Annotated in this window: 13 protein-coding genes, 3 tRNA genes and 1 pseudogene; 11 read left to right on the forward strand and 6 right to left on the reverse strand. The window is 39.4% G+C overall.

What is annotated here, in order from left to right; translation table 11 throughout:
- Positions 1-7 precede the first annotated feature (7 nt).
- Positions 8-1,498, forward strand: a complete 1,491-nt coding sequence (locus ACINWC141_RS03715; RefSeq protein WP_009388042.1) for a flavin-containing monooxygenase — start codon at positions 8-10, stop codon at positions 1,496-1,498.
- Between the two features lie 51 nt (positions 1,499-1,549).
- On the opposite strand, the gene ACINWC141_RS03720 is transcribed toward ACINWC141_RS03715, so the two are convergent.
- Complete coding sequence (locus tag ACINWC141_RS03720; RefSeq protein WP_009388047.1) at positions 1,550-2,722, reverse strand: acyl-CoA dehydrogenase family protein; 1,173 nt, start codon at positions 2,720-2,722, stop codon at positions 1,550-1,552.
- A 189-nt stretch (positions 2,723-2,911) separates the two neighbouring features.
- Between ACINWC141_RS03720 and ACINWC141_RS03725 the strand changes: the two genes are divergently transcribed.
- From ACINWC141_RS03725 to ACINWC141_RS03745, 5 genes are all read left to right on the forward strand, one after another.
- Positions 2,912-3,169, forward strand: a complete 258-nt coding sequence (locus tag ACINWC141_RS03725) for an FAD assembly factor SdhE (RefSeq protein ID WP_004789602.1) — start codon at positions 2,912-2,914, stop codon at positions 3,167-3,169.
- A gap of 6 nt (positions 3,170-3,175) precedes the next feature.
- Positions 3,176-3,565, forward strand: coding sequence for a hypothetical protein (locus ACINWC141_RS20455; RefSeq protein ID WP_009388002.1), 390 nt, complete (start codon positions 3,176-3,178; stop codon positions 3,563-3,565).
- Positions 3,566-4,334: 769 nt separating this feature from the next.
- Entirely contained in the window at positions 4,335-5,423 is a 1,089-nt protein-coding gene (locus ACINWC141_RS03735) for a hypothetical protein (protein WP_009388004.1), read from the forward strand.
- Positions 5,424-5,506: 83 nt separating this feature from the next.
- Positions 5,507-6,082 carry a rhombosortase gene (gene rrtA / locus ACINWC141_RS03740; RefSeq protein ID WP_009388058.1) on the forward strand — a complete coding sequence of 192 codons (576 nt, stop codon included), beginning with the start codon at positions 5,507-5,509 and terminating at the stop codon, positions 6,080-6,082.
- Positions 6,083-6,259: 177 nt separating this feature from the next.
- Positions 6,260-8,455, forward strand: coding sequence for a TRAP transporter large permease subunit (locus ACINWC141_RS03745; RefSeq protein ID WP_009388052.1), 2,196 nt, complete (start codon positions 6,260-6,262; stop codon positions 8,453-8,455).
- Positions 8,456-8,616: 161 nt separating this feature from the next.
- On the opposite strand, the gene ACINWC141_RS03750 is transcribed toward ACINWC141_RS03745, so the two are convergent.
- From ACINWC141_RS03750 to rnr, 4 genes are all read right to left on the reverse strand, one after another.
- The gene (locus ACINWC141_RS03750; RefSeq protein ID WP_009387941.1) at positions 8,617-9,042 is read right to left on the reverse strand and encodes a hypothetical protein; all 426 of its coding nucleotides are present in this window, start codon (positions 9,040-9,042) and stop codon (positions 8,617-8,619) included.
- 11 nt (positions 9,043-9,053) lie between these two features.
- On the reverse strand, positions 9,054-9,263 hold the full coding sequence (locus ACINWC141_RS03755; protein WP_004639498.1) for a YheV family putative zinc ribbon protein: 210 nt from the start codon (positions 9,261-9,263) through the stop codon (positions 9,054-9,056).
- A gap of 40 nt (positions 9,264-9,303) precedes the next feature.
- Positions 9,304-11,358, reverse strand: coding sequence for a M3 family metallopeptidase (locus ACINWC141_RS03760; RefSeq protein ID WP_034677550.1), 2,055 nt, complete (start codon positions 11,356-11,358; stop codon positions 9,304-9,306).
- Positions 11,359-11,493: 135 nt separating this feature from the next.
- Positions 11,494-13,908 carry a ribonuclease R gene (rnr, locus tag ACINWC141_RS03765; RefSeq protein WP_009388054.1) on the reverse strand — a complete coding sequence of 805 codons (2,415 nt, stop codon included), beginning with the start codon at positions 13,906-13,908 and terminating at the stop codon, positions 11,494-11,496.
- Positions 13,909-14,169: 261 nt separating this feature from the next.
- Here rnr and ACINWC141_RS03770 point away from each other — a divergent pair.
- The 4 genes from ACINWC141_RS03770 (at position 14,170) to ACINWC141_RS03785 (ending at position 15,162) form a co-directional block, all read left to right on the forward strand.
- Positions 14,170-14,260 (forward strand) — tRNA-Ser (locus ACINWC141_RS03770).
- A gap of 9 nt (positions 14,261-14,269) precedes the next feature.
- Positions 14,270-14,346, forward strand: a tRNA-Arg gene (locus ACINWC141_RS03775).
- Between the two features lie 38 nt (positions 14,347-14,384).
- Positions 14,385-14,461: transfer RNA gene (locus ACINWC141_RS03780), tRNA-Arg, on the forward strand.
- Between the two features lie 107 nt (positions 14,462-14,568).
- The gene (locus ACINWC141_RS03785) at positions 14,569-15,162 is read left to right on the forward strand and encodes an HAD-IB family hydrolase (RefSeq protein WP_009387988.1); all 594 of its coding nucleotides are present in this window, start codon (positions 14,569-14,571) and stop codon (positions 15,160-15,162) included.
- Between the two features lie 69 nt (positions 15,163-15,231).
- On the opposite strand, the gene ACINWC141_RS03790 is transcribed toward ACINWC141_RS03785, so the two are convergent.
- Positions 15,232-17,376, reverse strand: coding sequence for a hypothetical protein (locus tag ACINWC141_RS03790; RefSeq protein WP_009388019.1), 2,145 nt, complete (start codon positions 17,374-17,376; stop codon positions 15,232-15,234).
- Positions 17,377-17,392: 16 nt separating this feature from the next.
- Between ACINWC141_RS03790 and ACINWC141_RS19280 the strand changes: the two are divergent.
- Positions 17,393-17,947: pseudogene (locus ACINWC141_RS19280) on the forward strand (IS3-like element ISAba22 family transposase); the annotation flags it as partial.

Raw genomic sequence — 17,947 nt, forward strand, 5'->3', positions numbered from 1 at the left:
AAATAAAATGGAAAAGCAAGTTGATATTTTAATCATTGGCGCAGGTATCTCAGGAATTGGAATTGCTGCTCATTTATCAAAAAATTCTCCACAACGCCAATTTGAAATTTTAGAGCGTCGTGAATCTTTTGGTGGAACATGGGATCTTTTCCGTTATCCTGGCATTCGCTCAGACTCAGATATGTCTACATTCGGTTTTAATTTTAAACCATGGTGTAAAGCGAATGTATTAGCTGATGGTGCTTCTATTAAAGGATATTTAGGCGAAGTAATTGATGAATATAAATTAAAAGAAAAAATTCACTTTGGTCATCGTGTACTTTCTGCTAATTATGATTCTGAATCAAAGAAATGGCAGGTAGTAATTGAGGATAGTAAGAAGAAACAACAGACTTGGATTGCTAATTTTGTTGTAGGGTGTACTGGTTATTATAATTATGATCAGGGATATGCTCCTTCTTTCCCAAATCAAGAAGCGTTTAAAGGACAACTCATTCATCCACAGCATTGGCCTGAGAATTTAGATTATACAGGTAAAAAGGTCGTTATTATTGGTAGTGGCGCAACAGCAATTACTTTAGTACCGGCAATGGCCAAAGGTGGAGCTGGTCACGTTACTATGTTGCAGCGTTCACCAACATATATTGCTAGTGTACCGTCTATCGACTTCATCTATGAAAAAACTCGTAAATTTATGTCTGAAGAGACAGCTTATAAATTTACCCGTGCACGTAATATTGGTATGCAACGCGCTATTTATGCGTTATCTCAGAAACATCCGAAGACTGTACGTCGCTTACTCTTAAAAGCAATTGAAGTGCAGTTAAAGGGCAAAGTTGATATGAAGCACTTTACACCTTCATATAATCCTTGGGATCAACGTCTGTGTGTAGTACCTGATGGTGACTTATTTAAGATTTTGCGTGAAGGGAAAGCGAGTGTAGAAACAGATCAAATTGAGAAATTTACTGAAAAGGGTATTTTACTTAAATCTGGTAAACACCTTGACGCGGATATCGTGATTTCTGCAACAGGTTTACAAGTACAGATTATGGGTGGTGTTCAGGCTACTCTTGATGGAAAACCAATCAACTCATCTGAACATATGCTTTATAACGGCATAATGCTAAGCGATGTACCGAATATGGCTATGATTATTGGCTATGTAAATGCATCATGGACGCTTAAAGTTGATATTGCTGCTGAATATATTTGTCGCTTATTAAATTATATGGACAAAAATAGTTATGATGAAGTGATTCCATCGGGTGATAAAACTGTGATGGAAGAAGATACCGTAATGGGTAAACTATCTTCAGGCTATATTAACCGTGCAGCACATGAACTTCCAAAACAAGGTAAGCGTGCTCCATGGCAGGTGACCAATAATTATTTAGAAGATAGAAAGTCCCTGAAAAATGCAAAATTTGACGATGGTATTCTCCATTTCCATAAACGTTCTGAAACGAATGAGCGTAAGCCAAAATTAGTATCTTAAATTATATTGAATAAAGAAAAGGGGCGTAATGCCCCTTTTCTTATGAAGGTATTAAAGTGTTCTTGAGATTAATTCTTTCATAATTTCATTTGTACCTGCATAAATTCGATTTGCTCGATGATCGATGTAGGCACGTGCAATTGGATACTCAAGCATGTAACCATAACCACCATGCAGTTGAAGACATTCATCTACAATTTTTGAGAACATGTCTGAAATTTTATATTTTGCAGCTGCAGCAGCTTCCACACTTAATTTTTCTTCAAGTTGTAATTCCATACAACGATCTAAATAGGTACGACAGAAATCTATCTCTGTTCTCAGCTCAGCAAGTTTAAAACGCGTATTTTGGAATGCGCTAATAGGTTTACCAAATGCTTTACGGTCTTTCGTGTATTGAACGGTATGTGCAAATGCTGCTTCAGCTCCTGCCTGACAAATAATAGCAACTAGCATTCGTTCCCATGCTAATTCTTTCATGAGCATGATAAAGCCCATGCCTTCCATACCTAAAAGATTTTCTTTAGGAACCCGAACATTATCAAAAAATAATTCGCAGGTATCTTGGCCTTTCATTCCAATTTTATTAAGAGGCTTACCTTTGCTAAAGCCAGCGCGGTCTGCTTCAACAATAATGAGTGATAAGTTTGCTGAACCTTTGTCGTTATTGCCGGTTTTACAAACCACTACGACCATGTCACATAAATAGCCGTTAGTAATGAAAATCTTTGAACCATTAATCACATAATCATCACCATCAAGTACGGCTGTGGTTCTCACTGCTTGTAAATCAGAACCAGTACCAGGCTCAGTCATCGCAATAGCTGTGACTACTTCTCCGGTTGCCATTTTCGGTAACCACTTTTGTTTTTGTTGGTCATTACCAAAGTTGTTCACATAATTAGCAACAATATCTGAATGCAAAGAAAAGCCAGTACTAGAGTCCATAGCATAAGCTTGTTCTTCAATTAAGATCATGCTGTATAAGCGGTCTACTCCAGACCCACCGTATTGCTCTGGCATTGTGGTACACAAGAGGCCTAATTCTCCAGCCTTATTCCAAAGGTCTCGATCAACATGTTGTTGTTTTTCATATTTTTCAATATTGGGAACAACTTCCTTTTCATAAAATTTACGAACTGTTTCGCGGAAAGCTTCATGCTCTTCGTTAAATAGTTGTCTCGGTAACATATTTGGAATAGGACGGATAGCACCAGATTGCATTTGTATTTCTTCCTTGGTTCAGGTGTGATGTTATTTCCTTAAACATACGGAAGCATTTCATGACGAACAATGTGATGAATGCTCAATTATGAGAACAAGATGATAAATTTGGTCAATTTGATATTTTTAGCGATCTTTGGAATGTGATCAGGTAAACTATGCGCACTATCAACGCAGATGGGGAAATAAATGTCTGACGAAATGACCTTGGAAGAACGTAAAGTAATTTATCGAGCACGCCGCGGCTTAAAAGAAATTGACGTCTATTTTGACCCTTATGTAAAAAACTATTATCTAAATGCGGATCCAGCAGAGAAGGCCTTATTTGCAGAATTAGTTGAACAAGAAGATCCAGATTTATTAGATTGGTTCATGGAAGTTTCTGAACCTCCACGTACAGAGTTACGTGAATTTATTTATAAATTAAAACAGTACGTACATGGCTAAACTGTTTTGATAAAAGAATTGAATTTTGAGCTGAAATATAGTCGTTTCTCGATAATATTTCAGCTTTTTATTGGCTTGAGTTTAGCAATCTTACTTTATCAATTGTTATCACCTATGTGGTGGCTATTTAGTCTTATCCTTTTATCTATTAGTTTTTACTTTTTTTTAAAACAATCACGAATTTCTCAAATTGCCTATCTAGATCAAAAATCTTGGACAGTTGTATACTCGTCGCAAAAAATAATTTCTCGTGTGGAAATTTCTAAAATAATTGATTATCAGATATTTATAATTATTTATTTTGAAGAAGCACCCATAAAAGTAGCTATTATTTGGTTCGATCAACTTCCTTTGCAGTATTGGAAAAAATTAAAAGTCTTACAAAAACTTTATTAATTGTTAGACAATTCTACATTTGTATATTTATTTAAATTTCATAAAAAACAATAATTTAATCTTTATTTTTTTACTTGAGCTCAGGATTGTCTAATTAAAATATAGAAAAAACCTAAGGAAATACAATTGTCTGACAATTTCACCTATGGGTATCTATTTGATCGGTTAAAGTACAAACACCAACGTAAAGTGTGTCGGAGGTCTCAAAATGGAGATGCCAACATGGTCGTTCTTGGTCATTGCCATAATTTTGGCAGTGGTGATAGGAAGAGCAGGAACTTTACTCAGGGAACATCTTAGCAAAGCTAATTTTAGCAAAGTTAAGAGACAGAGGATGCAAGGTCGTCGATCAGTCAATTATTAAATTGGTTAGTCGATTAATTTCATCAAGTGTCCAGTTTATAACTGGGTGCGATTGTAGTAAGGAGGTCTCTCATGGAGATTTCAATGTGGATGTTTCTGTTAATTGCAGTAGTTATGGCTGTGGTAGTAGGAAGAGCAGGAACTTTACTTAAGGATTATATAGAACAAAAATAATATAAGCCGTTAAAAGCTTATCTCAGTTAATAAGTAGCATGTGCTGAACCGTCGCAATGCTACTTTTTTTTGCCTAAAATTTCTGTTTCCCTGAAAAACTGTCAATTTTATCTGCTGTGAAGTGTGTCAAAGTATAAGCGCTACAATTAGAGTAATTACTCTTTTATTCAAGATATGCATCTGCTAATGTACATCTGAAAAGGAAAAAACAAATTACATAGAGGACAGGAAGATGTCTAAAGTCCAAAAAATAAGCCAAGGTTTGGCGGTAAGTTTTCTTGCAGCTTCAGTTTTATCAGGTTGTTCATACGTCGTGAAAACCGGAGCAAATGTTGCTTTAGGTTTTACGGAAAAGCACGTCGTTCCGCCTATTTTGGCAATGCAAGACGCTGAAATGGTTTGTAATACTGGTAGTGCTCTAACACCTGCGATTATGTCTACTAAAGGTATGGGTGCAGATCCAACTCGTGTTGCTGTCTTAATGTATGCCGCATCAGGTGTATGTGCGGAAAACCAAGCATTAGAACAGGAACTACGTTATTTGCGTGCATCAAAAGCAGGGCAGGTAACTGAAGCTCAAGATGCACGCATTGCACAGAAGCGTTGGGCAGCAATTGCTGCTGAGCGTCAATATACGGGCTATAAGTTGTTTGCTGATCGTTGGGAATCTAAATATAAATATCATTTAGGTGATTCTTGTCCAACGATGCGTAGTGATACTGATCAAACTGTATATTTACTGGGAATGATTAGTGGTCTTCAGGCTGTAACCAATGATATTAACTCGGGTGGCGCAGTCAATGTTCCAAAAGATATTGCTGCTATTGTAGAGCGTGGCATGGTCTGTCTCGATAATGAAAAGTTCTGGGGTGCACCTAACGCAACACGTGCTGTTATCTGGACTTTATTGCCAGGCGCCGATGAAGGGAAACCTGATCCATATCAAACGTTAAAGCAATCCGTGCAAATTGGTGAGCAAAAGGGTGTTCGCTTATCTCATGCGTTATATGCAGTAGCTGCTCAAGCAAGTGGTGATGACGCAAAAATCCGTGATGCATTAAGATCCTATGCCGCATCTCAAGCTGATGATAAGCCTGTTAATCCGAACTTTAAGTTAATCGATAGTATGGCTGGTCTGATTGTACGTGGTATTTCTGACCGTTATTGGACTGAGCATACCGGTGTGCGTACTGGAGATGATGGCATGTCACATTTCTGGGATGATAAAAATGAAGGTGCAGCAGAGCTAGATGAATTGTTTGATGGAGGGGCCGCATCTGAAGCTCCAGCAGATTCATCTGCGCCACCAGCAGCACAGTAAACATATTTGAAAGACTAACTTCTTGCGAGACTATTGTTAAGTTTTACAATGGTAGCAAGAAGTTTAATTTCAAGGAGTGTGCCATGAAGGATCATGTACTGAATAATAAAGTGCTTTTGGTCGCAGTGTGCATTTCTGTATCTGCCTGTCTACAGGTGTTTCCTGATACTTTTATTTATTGGCGTGAAAGTTTACTCGGTGAATTCTGGCGTTTATGGACTGCACATTGGGTACACGTTGGGTGGATTCATTTTCTTTTAAACATGATGGCATTCGCCTGTTTACCGTTTATCTTCCCGCATACCAAAGCGTGGCATCTTTTAAGTCTACTTTTGCTGTTGCCACCGTTCATTAGTTTGGTGTTCTATTTTTATTTACCTTATATCGAGGCATATGCTGGTTTGTCAGGTGTTTTACACGGGTTATATACAGCAGTTGCTTTAGTTTATTTGCAATATCGTAAAGAACGGAATTTTGCTTTTCTGGTTTTAGGATTAATTATTGCAAAACTGATATGGGAAAATACCTTTGGGCAAACAGGAACGGCCCAATTAATAGGAAGTCCGGTTTTAACTGAAGCTCACTTATATGGTGCAATTGGTGGCGCAATCTTTGGGGGATGTTATTGGCTCTTTCAAAGATTAAAAAAGAAATATTGACAATACAAACTGTTAAAAAAGTGATTTTAGTCATTCTTTATTGATAAAGTTTGATGCAAATTTGATCGTTGAATAAAGGGATTGGTAGAAGGGGGATGGATTTACCCCCTGACCAAAAAAATTGCATGACTCAAGCGCCTGTTTTCAGGTTTTTGAGAGAACAAAATTGGAATATTTATGCAAGGACATCAAGAAAAAAGATCTGGATTAGGTCTGCTGGGTTATATATGGAACGAATGGATCTCAACATTCGTCATCCTCATTTTGCTATTAATGACTCTAATCATTGGTACCGGGGAAATGATCCACGGACAATTATTACGTATCGGGGAGCGTCTTTATGGTGATCCTGCGATAGGCATGCAATATTCATTTTTGCGTGCTGAACCTGAAAAGCCGACTTGTGATCGACATCCAAATATCGATGCTCAAGTAAAAGAACAAATGAAAGCGAATGCATCTGATGATTTTTCGAGTTTCTTTGGTGCAGCATCGGAAAGTGATGTCCGTGCATCGCTACTCGCTGCGCAGCAACAATGTGATGAGAAATATCAGGCGTATGACAAGACAATTAAATATATCGAAGCTAACCCTGGTGTGCGTACTTACCGTGCTATCGAGACAGGTTTCTTTGGTATTTTTAAATTTGGTACAGAAAATCGCGCAATTTTACTGATTTTTATGGTTCTAATTTCTGCGATTACAGCATCGCTAAAATTTCACCATATTGGCTTACGTAATCCAGCAACCAAAATAGATTACAAAGTCTATTCCATCTTTATGGTGGTTGCTAATGCGCTACTCAGTTTCTCTGTAATTAGCCAGTATCGTTCAGTGATCAATTCTGGTGTGACACCTACCTATGAAACAGTAACTATTTACTGGATATGGATGATTCTGTTTGTTGTACTGACTTTAATTAGTCTTTATCAACTCTTTGTTTCACCTCCAGCGAAACGTGAAGGCGGTAATATTGGCTTAGCGCTACTATGCGTGCCTTTATATGCTTACATGGCCCTGATTACAGGTATCGTGTTCACATTCTTTATGGATTATCCAATGGGGCAAGGGATTTACCTTGGTTTGTTGGTTGAGTTCTCAGGTATCTTCTTAAATCTTGCCTTGTTTATTTGGGCAGGTATGCTTCTAACTCAAACACGCGTTATGGATTTGTTCCTTAATGTGCTTCGTCCATGGAATTTGGCACCAGAAACCCTAACATGGTTAATTCTAATTGCAGCTGCAGTACCAACGGCTTATACAGGTGCGTCAGGTATTTTCGTTATTGCAGCAGGTGCAATTATTTATAAAGAAGTCTGGAATGCGGGTGCTCGCCGTCAATATGCATTGGCCGTATCCGCAATGTCAGGTTCTTTAGGGGTGGTTGTACGACCATGTCTATTGGTCGTTTTAATTGCAATGCTGGACAGCCGTCATGTAACGTCCGATGAACTGTTTGGCCATGGTGTTTATGTATTTTGGTTAACAGCATTTATTTTCTTGGGTGTTTCATTACTCTTGGCTGAAGATAAATTCCGTGTGAATTCGCCAAAAGTAGCGATTCCAGGCATGATGCGCGCCTTTGTACCTGTAATTCCATATATTTTGATCACTGCTGTTGTTCTTGCTATTTATAAATATGCGCTAGACACAGGAATGAATGAATTTACTGCTCCAGTAATTTTACCATTAGTCCTGATCGCAATGATCTTGTATGACAAATTGGTCGCTACAAAAGAAACTCCTGCGATTAATATTCATGAGGCGATTGTTCGTGAACACGAACAGAAATCACCATTCCTTCGAGCGCATGATCCACATAGTTCTCAGTTCCGTCTTGGTTTTGGTGGAGCACTTCGTTTTGCAACTTCAGAAACTGTAGGCCATATTGGCGCACTAATTATCTTGATGGCATTATCTGCAAGTGTTGGTGGTTTAATTGAACGTTCTGAAGTGGTTGAATTATTGCCGACTCATTTAGGCAGTATCTATATATCACTGGCATGTATTGCACTGCTACTTGCTATTATTGGTATGTGTACAGATCCATTTGGTGCTGTAATTTTAGTTGCTGCAACCATTGCGCCTGTAGCATACGAAAATGGTATTCATCCAATTCACTTCTGGATGATTGTGTTGGTTGCATTCGAATTTGGTTATGTAACTCCACCAGTTGCCTTGAACCATCTACTCACGCGGTTATCCGTCGGAGATGATGAGGTGAACGCTGCTGATGCTGAAGCGAAAGAGAAATATACAAGTTTCTACTTCCGTTATGAGCGCTGGCTACTACCAATTATTGTATTGTTCTCATCATTGGTATTGGTGACGTATGTGCCGTATGTGTTTAAGTTATTCGGTTGGTATCATTAACTTAAATTAAAATATCGGATATACAAAAAAGCCTTCCTAAATGGAGGGCTTTTTTAGTAAGGGAATATCGTAAATTGAGAAAAAAGAGGACTGGTATTATTTTAGTTAAAATAAAAAAGCTAAAGATAGATAACTTTAGCTTTTTAACTCCCCATCGAAAACTATTGCTGTTTGAGCTGGGCTTCAAGCAACTTAACTTGTTCTTCTTTGAGTTTCGTTAATTGATCTGCATCTGCATGCTGAGCTTTTAAGGTCGCTTCCTGATCTTTTAGCTGGCGATGGATATCATCGAGTTTAGACACTTCTTCTTTTGCTAAAGACTCTTGAGCAGGTACAGGCTGTTTGAGCACGTCTTCATTCACAAGTTGTTGTGAACTCGTATCCTCTGCGACAGGTTCAGAACCTGATGATGGATCAGGAGATGTGGCAGGAGCTGGTGTCGAAACAGGTTGAGGATCAACCATTGGTGAGGATGACTCGGTTTTTTTGAAAAACCATTGTGCTGCGAAAAAAAGCACTACAAGAATGCTTAAGCCCCCAATTAAAATCCACAATAGTTTTGAGTTTTGTTTTCTTTGTAGTGGCATCTCTAAGACCTTTAGTCAGGACGACGAGGCTTGAACTGTATTACTCCAACTTCATCAGGTACAGCAGGTGCTTCAGGCTCATCAATATGAGTCGGACGATTTTCGCTATAACCGCATTCGATACATTCAATCCATTCGTCTTCAGCGGTGGTTAGCATGACAATCCGATCTGTTGCTTCACATTTTGGACATTTAGCCCCAGCTATGAAACGTTTTTTCATCTTTATCACCCTAACCACACGATCAATTTAGGCCCATAGTTTAAGCGGTTTTGCTGTCATTCGTCCAACCTTGATGACGTAACAATGCGTCAATTTTAGGTTCGCGGCCACGGAAATTAACAAATGCTTCAAGTGCAGTGTCTTTACCACCCACAGCTAAAATTGCTTGACGGAATTCTTGACCAGTTTGGGTGTTGAAAATACCTTCGTGTTCAAAACGGTCAAATGCATCACTTGCTAAAACTTCTGCCCATTTGTAAGAGTAATAGCCAGCTGCATAACCACCAGCAAAAATATGACTGAAGCTATGTTGGAAACGGTTGTAGTCAACAGTTGGAACAACTGCATATTGTTTACGAATGTCATTTAAGGTTTGTTGAATTTGCTCACTGTTTAGTGCAGGTGTTTTAGTGTGAATAGTCAAATCAAACAATGCGAATTCAAGCTGACGTAAAGTCTGCATACCAGATTGGAAGAAACGAGCATTTAATAAAGCATCAAGTAACTCTTGTGGTAAGGTTTGTTTACTCTCAATGTGCTCACTTAAAACATCTAGACTTTCTTTATCCCAAGACCAAAATTCCATAAACTGGCTTGGTAGTTCTACCGCATCCCAAGCAACACCATGAGTTCCCGCAACCGAAATATTGTCTACTTCGGTTAGCATGTGATGTAAACCATGTCCAAACTCATGAAATAAAGTAATTACTTCATCATGGGTAAGTAAAGCAGGCTGATCACCTACTGGCGGAGTGAAGTTACACACCATATAGCAAATTGGCTTTTGTAAACCATGAACAGTTTGCATGCGTGAACGGAAACCATTCATCCATGCACCACCACGTTTGCCCGTACGTGCATAGATGTCAAAGAAGAAGCCACCAATAACTTGGCCTTGGTCTTCTAATTCAAAATAACGTGCATCTGGATACCAGACTGGTGCTTGTCGTTCGATAATATTAATGCCATATAAGCGCTGCACGATCTGGAATAAACCCTGAATGACTTTCGGTGCAGGGAAATAAGGTTTTAATGCTTCTTGAGATAAGTTGAATTGTTGCTGTTTAAGTTTCTCTGAATAGTAAGTGCTATCCCAAGGTTTAAGTTCATCAACACCGTCTTGTTTGGCAATATCTTGAAGTTCCGCTACTTCTTGAAGAGCAGGAGCTCGCGCATGTTCTGCTAAATCAACCAAAAATTCATGTACTGTTTTTACATCTGGCGCCATTTTGCTTGCCAGAGAATATTCAGCATAGTTATTGAAACCAAGTAACTTCGCCATTTCCTGACGAAGACTTAAAATTTCTTCCATAATTTTGCTGTTATCAAACTCAGTTTGTTCAGACTGATCAGATGCACGAGTGACATAAGCTCTATAAAGCTCCTCACGCAATGAACGGTCATCTGCATAGGTCATGATTGCAAAATAAGCTGGAAAGTCCAGCGTTGCTACAGCTTGGTCGAGTTCACGTTGTTTGCCGTACTGTTTTAATAACTCAACATTACTTTCTGGCAGGCCTTTTAGCTCAGCTTCTGTAAGGGGTTTAAAGTAAGCTTGTGTCGCATCAAGCACATGATTAGAAAAATCAGAAGAAAGTTGTGAAAGACGCGCAGAAATATCTGCATAGCGTTTTTTCTCTTCACCCTCTAAAGCCACACCTGAAAGTTTAAAGTCGCGTAAAGCGAGGCGAATAGCACTTTGTTGGGCTGGGCTAAGCGATGTATAGCCTTGACCATCATGGATATGCTGATAAGTTTGATAGAGCGCCGTGTGTTGTCCAAGCTGAGTATAATATTCGCTCAATGCTGGTAATAATGATTGATAGACTTCTCTGGTTTCAGCATTGTTCATCACCGCATTCAAATGTGATAAAACGCCCCATGATTCACTGAGGTTGTTTTCAAGTGTATCGACTTGTTCGAGTACGGCAAGTTGTTGAGCTGTATCGGTAGGTACAGCTGTAAGTGTATTTAAAAATTCCTGACCTGCTTGAATTGCTTGCTCGATATCTTGTTTTAAATTTTCTAATTTAATTTGATCAAAGCGCGGAGTTGGTAAAGTCGCTTGTTGGAGAGTCATTGCTGTTAGCCACATTATTTTTTAAACATGGTATTAGATGTAGGTCCTGTCAGGTAGGAAATCAAGTTTAATTTGCAAAATAACCTTTTTAAAAAGAAATAAGCCTCACATTGGAGGCTTATTTCTGAATTGGCAACATCTAGGATTTAATTATTCAGCCTTTGGCTTCGCATTCGCTTTTTTCTTTTTAGGCTTAGACTTTTTCTTTACCTTTTCTGGTTTACTTTCAGTTTTTACTGAGGTTTTTTTACCAGATTTTTTGGTATAAGAGCTAGGCTTAGCTTTTTCTTTCTTTTTGTGAACAGGTCTTTCACCATCACTACCAGTTGATTTACTGAAGACTTCTTCAGTTGCCTGTGAAGAAGTCTTAGTTGTGCGTGGAGCTCGGCTACGAACGACTCGTCCTGCGTGGGTAACTTGTTGAAGGAGTTGGAAGTCAATTTTACGTTCTTCAAGGTTTACCCCAGCAACTTGAATTTTAACTTCATCACCTAAACCAAAAACTTGACCTCTATTTTGACCTACAAGAGTTTGACTCGCTTGGTCATAAATAAAGAAGTCATCACCAAGCTGACTAATATGAATCATACCATCAACATATAAGTCTTTAAGCGTCACGAATAAACCGAATTCGGTCACTGCACTTACAATACCAATAAACTCATCACCCAAATGCTGTTGCATGTAGTGACATTTCAACCAAGTCGTTACGCTACGAGAAGCTTCATCGGCACGGCGTTCTGTTTGGGAAAAATGTTCACCCGCATCATCTAGTGCGGCACCAGAAAGAGGATAAGGTTTTTGTTTTAAGTGCGCTTTAATAGCACGGTGCAAGAGTAAATCTGGATAACGACGGATTGGCGAAGTGAAATGAGTATATGCCTCATATGCCAAACCATAGTGGCCTGCATTTTTTGCACCATAATAGGCTTGCATCATTGAGCGTAATAAAACGGCATGAATGCTTGGTGCATCAATACGATCTTTGGTTGCTTCAATTACTCTTTGATAGTCTGCTTGAGTTGGCTGGTCAGGGAAGGGTAGACCCAACAATTTCACAAAGTCTTTTACTTTCTGAATACGTGAAAACTCAGGAGCTTCATGTACGCGATACAACATTGGAATATCATTTTCTAACGCATATTCAGCAGCCGCTACGTTAGCAAGCAACATACACTCTTCAATGAGTTTATGCGCTTCATTACGCGTACGTGGCAAAATTTCTTTAATTCCGCCCAGCTCGTCAAAAGTCATATACGTTTCAATGGTTTCAAATTCCATTGCATGACGGTCAGCACGCAAGTTTTTCAAAATTTGATAAAGTTGGAAAAGCGTATTTAATGATTTATGAACATCCCGATCTTTTGGAATCGCATCTGTCGCGCCTTCAAAATATTGTGCTACTTGAGTGTAGGTCAAACGCGCTTTTGAATGCATGACTGATGGATAAAACTCATAACCAGTTACACGGCCTGTACGAGAAAGTTTTAGGTCACAGACCATACATAGGCGGTCGACATGCGGATTCAGAGAGCACAAACCATTTGACAGTGCTTCTGGTAGCATTGGTAATACAAAGTGTGGGAAATATACCGAAGTACCTCGTTCCTCAGCTTCTTCATTAAGGGCTGAATCTAAACGTACATAATGACTTACATCGGCAATCGCGACTACAACACGGTAACCGCCACCTGGACGTTTTTCTGCATAAACTGCATCGTCAAAATCTCGAGCATCTTCACCATCAATGGTAACTAATGCTAAATCTCTTAAATCAATGCGGCCTTCACGGTCTTGAGCAGATGGCTCTTTAAAACTTTCAGCTTCTTTTAATACCTGATCTGGAAATTCATATGGCAAACCAAATTCAAGAATAGTTTGTGGAATGATAATTTCTGTATCAGCTTTGTCCGCCATAGACTGAATAATATGCGCTGTTGAAAACTCTTCGCGGGTCGGATAGCTATCAATTGCAACACGTAGCATATCGCCAACATTCGCTTCAGCATGTTTTACAAGTTCTTTTTCCAAAGGAATAGGCTGGTGCTGATTAGGATTGTTGGGTTGAATAAAATATTCGCCATCATGAACTGACAATTTACCGATCAATTGTTTGACGCGATGTTGTAGAACCTCTGTAATAAAACCCCACGGTTTACCTTTACGGTCTACCGAAGTCTGGCGCACTCTAACTCGGTCACCATTAAATACTAAACGTAATTCACGTTCAGGAAGTAAAAGGTCAGTTTGACCATCAATATGTGCTGTACCTAAACCTTTACTATTAATATAAACAGTTGCTTCATAGGTTGGTTGATCTGCCACCAACTGAAATTTAAAACCGTCTTTCATGATTTGACCATCACGAACCATAGCGCTTAAACGATGACTTAACGCTTCGATACTTTTTTGGTCATGAATATTAAAATGATCGACAAGCTCTGCATGAGATTGTGGTGTTTGCACCTGCTCCAATGTATCTAAAATAAGAGTACGGCTTGGAATAGGATTGTCATAACGTTCAGCTTCAGCTTTCGCTTCAGGGTCAGCCCAGTTTTTTGTCATGTCGTTTGGTTTCACGCTTGGCAGATAAGTTTAGCATAAGCCATGCAGACCCGAACTGCACGTTTAGGTTTGCAATAATGTGTTATGCACTACAGTATTTTGATGAAGAAATAATATCTATCTTAACAAGCGTTTGATCGAAAAAGACGAAAATAATGAGTAAATCGCTTAAAAAATAATTCATTGAACTAAAAAACAAGAAAATTTCAGTATGATGACTTGAACAATGTGGTTTTAGTTTGTATTATGGCGGCTCGTTCCGGTGAGGTGGATGAGTGGCTGAAATCACTTCCCTGCTAAGGAAGCATACCTATTACTGGTATCGAGGGTTCGAATCCCTCTCTCACCGCCATTACTTAATGCGCTCATAGCTCAGCTGGATAGAGCACTTGGCTACGAACTAAGGGGTCGGGAGTTCGAATCTCTCTGAGCGCACCAAGTAAATAGAACGAATCGCTGAAAGGCACACAAGTTACGCGCTCATAGCTCAGCTGGATAGAGCACTTGGCTACGAACTAAGGGGTCGGGAGTTCGAATCTCTCTGAGCGCACCAACTTGAAGAATTAACCGCTTTTATAGCGGTTTTTTTGTGCTTGTTTTTTAGTAATTTTTAAAAAATCTAAATTTATAACTTTTTAATTATATTAGAGATAATCATAAATGAACCTAGCCTTATTTGATTTTGATGGCACCATTACTCATACCGACACATTCAGCTTATTTCTTAAATATTCTTTAGACAGAAAAACACAACTCGTCGGTGGTATTCGACTTGCGCCCTATATAGCTGGCTATAAGCTGGGTTGGGTAACGGATAAAACCATTCGGACTAAGCTCTGCCAAGTAGGTTATGTTGGCTATGATGCGAACTCTCTGAAATATATGGGACAAGAGTTTGCTAAAGATGTGCTTCCTACCTGTGTTCGTGAAAATGCCTTGGAGCGTATTCTTTGGCATAAAGAACAAGGTGATCAGATCGTTGTTGTATCAGCATCATTAGGTGTTTATTTAGAAAGCTGGTGTCATTCTTTAGGTTTAGAGGTTATATGCAATCAACTTGAAATACATAATGGTATTTTAACAGGTCATTTTATTGATGGGGATTGTGGTTATTTAGAAAAAGTAAATAGAATAAGAAATAAATATGATTTAACCCGATATCCTACAATTTATGCTTATGGTGATACGCCTAATGATTATGCAATGTTAGAGCTAGCACATAAAAAATATTATAGATGGAAAGAGATTCATTAGTATTAATTAATATTTGAAACGATATTAAGTTAGAAAGCCACTTATAAAAGTGGCTTTCTTTTAATGATATTAAACAGTATGGAAAGAGTTATCTAAGAAGTTATCAGTAAGTAATGACTGAGGTACGATAGTATGCGTTGTATTTGTTACGCTAGATACTGTAGAAGTTACTCCGCCGAGTAAGCTACCACCAGTTAATCCACCGAGTAAATTAGAAATAACATCTAAGCCACCTTGACCAGTCACACCGCCAGTTAAGCTACCTACGATATCTGTTACGATGCCGATAGGGTTGTCTGTGCCGCCAGTAACACCACCAGTTAAACCACCTAGAAGGTCAGTCACTACACCGAGCGGGCTATCGCCACCTACACTGCCAGTTAAGCCGCCAAGAAGATCGGTTACTACACCAAGAGGACTATCCCCACCAGTAACTCCACCAATAGTGCCAGTTACACCCCCAAGGATTTCTGTTACTAAACCAGTTGCAGTAGAGCCATTTGTAATAAGTGTACCGAGAATGCCAGACGCTGATTCAGTTGCGCCTGAGATGTCTCCACCTACTAAATCAGAAACAACTTCAAGTGCACCATTTACCGTGTCGCGAGAAGTTTCGAAAGTTAACGTGCCAAGGTCTGCAATTTCAGAAACTGGATGCTCTACTTGTGGAAGAATACCGATAATTGTATCGGCAACAGTGTCGATACCTGTATTGATAATGTCAGTTTTTAAGCTTTCTACACCCTGAAGGATGTCAATGCCGCCTTGAACTACATCAACTACTGGAGAAATTGGAGAAGTTCCGCCACCAATACCACCAGTTACACCGCCAATAATGTCAGTCACGACTTCAAGTGGGTTGCCGCCAACACCGCCCGTTACACCACCAATAATATCAGTTACGACTTCAAGCGGGTTGCCGCCAACACCGCCCGTTACACCACCAATAATATCAGTTACGACTTCAAGAGGGTTACCACCAACACCGCCCGTTACACCGCCGATAATGTCAGTCACAATTTCAAGCGGGTTGCCGCCAACACCACCAGTTACGCCACCAATAGTGCCAGTTACACCGCCAAGGATTTCTGTTACCAAACCAGTTGCAGTAGAGCCATTTGTAATAAGTGTACCGAGAATGCCAGTCGCTGATTCAGTTGCGCCTGAGATGTCTCCACCCACTAAATCAGAAACAACTTCAAGTGCGCCGTTTACCGTGTCGCGGGAAGTTTCGAAAGTTAGTGTACCGAGGTCTGCAATTTCAGAAACAGGATGTTCAGTTTGTGGAAGGATGCTAATAATTGTGTCGGCAACAGTGTCGATACCTGTATTAATAATTTCAGTTTTTAGGCTTTCGACACCTTGAAGGATATCAATACCGCCTTGAACTACATCAACTACTGGAGAAATTGGAGATGTGCCACCACCGATACCACCAGTTACACCGCCAATAATGTCAGTCACGACTTCAAGAGGATTGCCACCAACACCGCCAGTTACACCACCAATAATGTCAGTCACAACTTCAAGAGGGTTACCACCAACACCACCAGTTACGCCACCCACCACATCTGTAACACTTCCTACAACGCCAGTGACAATGCCTGTAGCAGTTGTACCATTGTTGATAAGTGTTTCAACAATACCAGTTGCTGAAGCAGTTGCGCCTGAGATATCTCCACCCACTAAATCAGAAACAACTTCAAGTGCACCATTTACCGTGTCACGGGAAGTTTCGAAAGTTAATGTGCCAAGGTCTGCAATTTCAGAAACAGGATGTTCAGTTTGTGGGAGTACTCCAATGATTGTTCCAGCAACAGTTTCAATGCCAGTGTTGATAATGTCTGTTTTTAAGCTTTCGACACCTTGAAGAATATCGATACCGCCTTGAACTACATCAATGACTGGAGAAATTGGAGAAGTTCCACCGGTCACACCACCTGTTACACCGCCGATAATATTGGTTACGGTTTCAAGAGGATTGCCACTACTAATACCACCTGTTACACCACCAATAATATTGGTAACAGTGTCTACAGGGCTTGTAGAACCGATACTACCCGTAACAGTGCCAACGGCATTAGAAACAAGGCCAGTCGTAGTTGTTGTAAGAGTATTTGTTGCTGTAGATAGAGTGTCTGAAAGTAGGCCAGAGGTTGATATATGATGTGTGCTGAAAAAACAGGAGGTTTTAACTTGGTAAACTAAACACACTCATCAGGAGTTTACCATGAGCAAGAAACACAAGACTTACACCACAGAATTTAAAGCTGAAGCCATCAAATTAATTGAAGCCAATCAAGGCAATGTCTCGGAAACAGCCAGACAACTTAGCATTTCAATGCAAACTCTTTCAAATTGGAATACCAAAGCAAAGGCTGGAACTTTAGCAGGTACAAAACAGTATTCACCTGATCTAAACGCTCTACTCGAAGAAAATAAAAAACTCAAACAACAGCTCAAAATAGCTGAAATGGAACGTGAATTTTTAAAAAAGGCAGCAGCGTACTTTGCCAAAGAAAGTCAGTAAGGTACGCCTATATGAAACAAAAAAGATATTCTTTTCCAATTACCTTAATGGCTCGATTACTTCATGTTTCAGTTTCATGTTTTTATGATTGGCTCAAGAGAGGCGTGAGCAAAAGAACGATTCAACGAAATCAACAGACGATATTGGTGAAAATAGCCCATGAGGAGACAAAGCAGAGCTATGGTTATATTCGATTAACCAAATACTTACAAGCTCAGGGTATAAAAATGAGTATGTACGCTGTACGTCAGATAA

This window comes from Acinetobacter sp. WC-141 (genome assembly GCF_000313935.1).
Taxonomy (GTDB): Bacteria; Pseudomonadota; Gammaproteobacteria; order Pseudomonadales; family Moraxellaceae; genus Acinetobacter.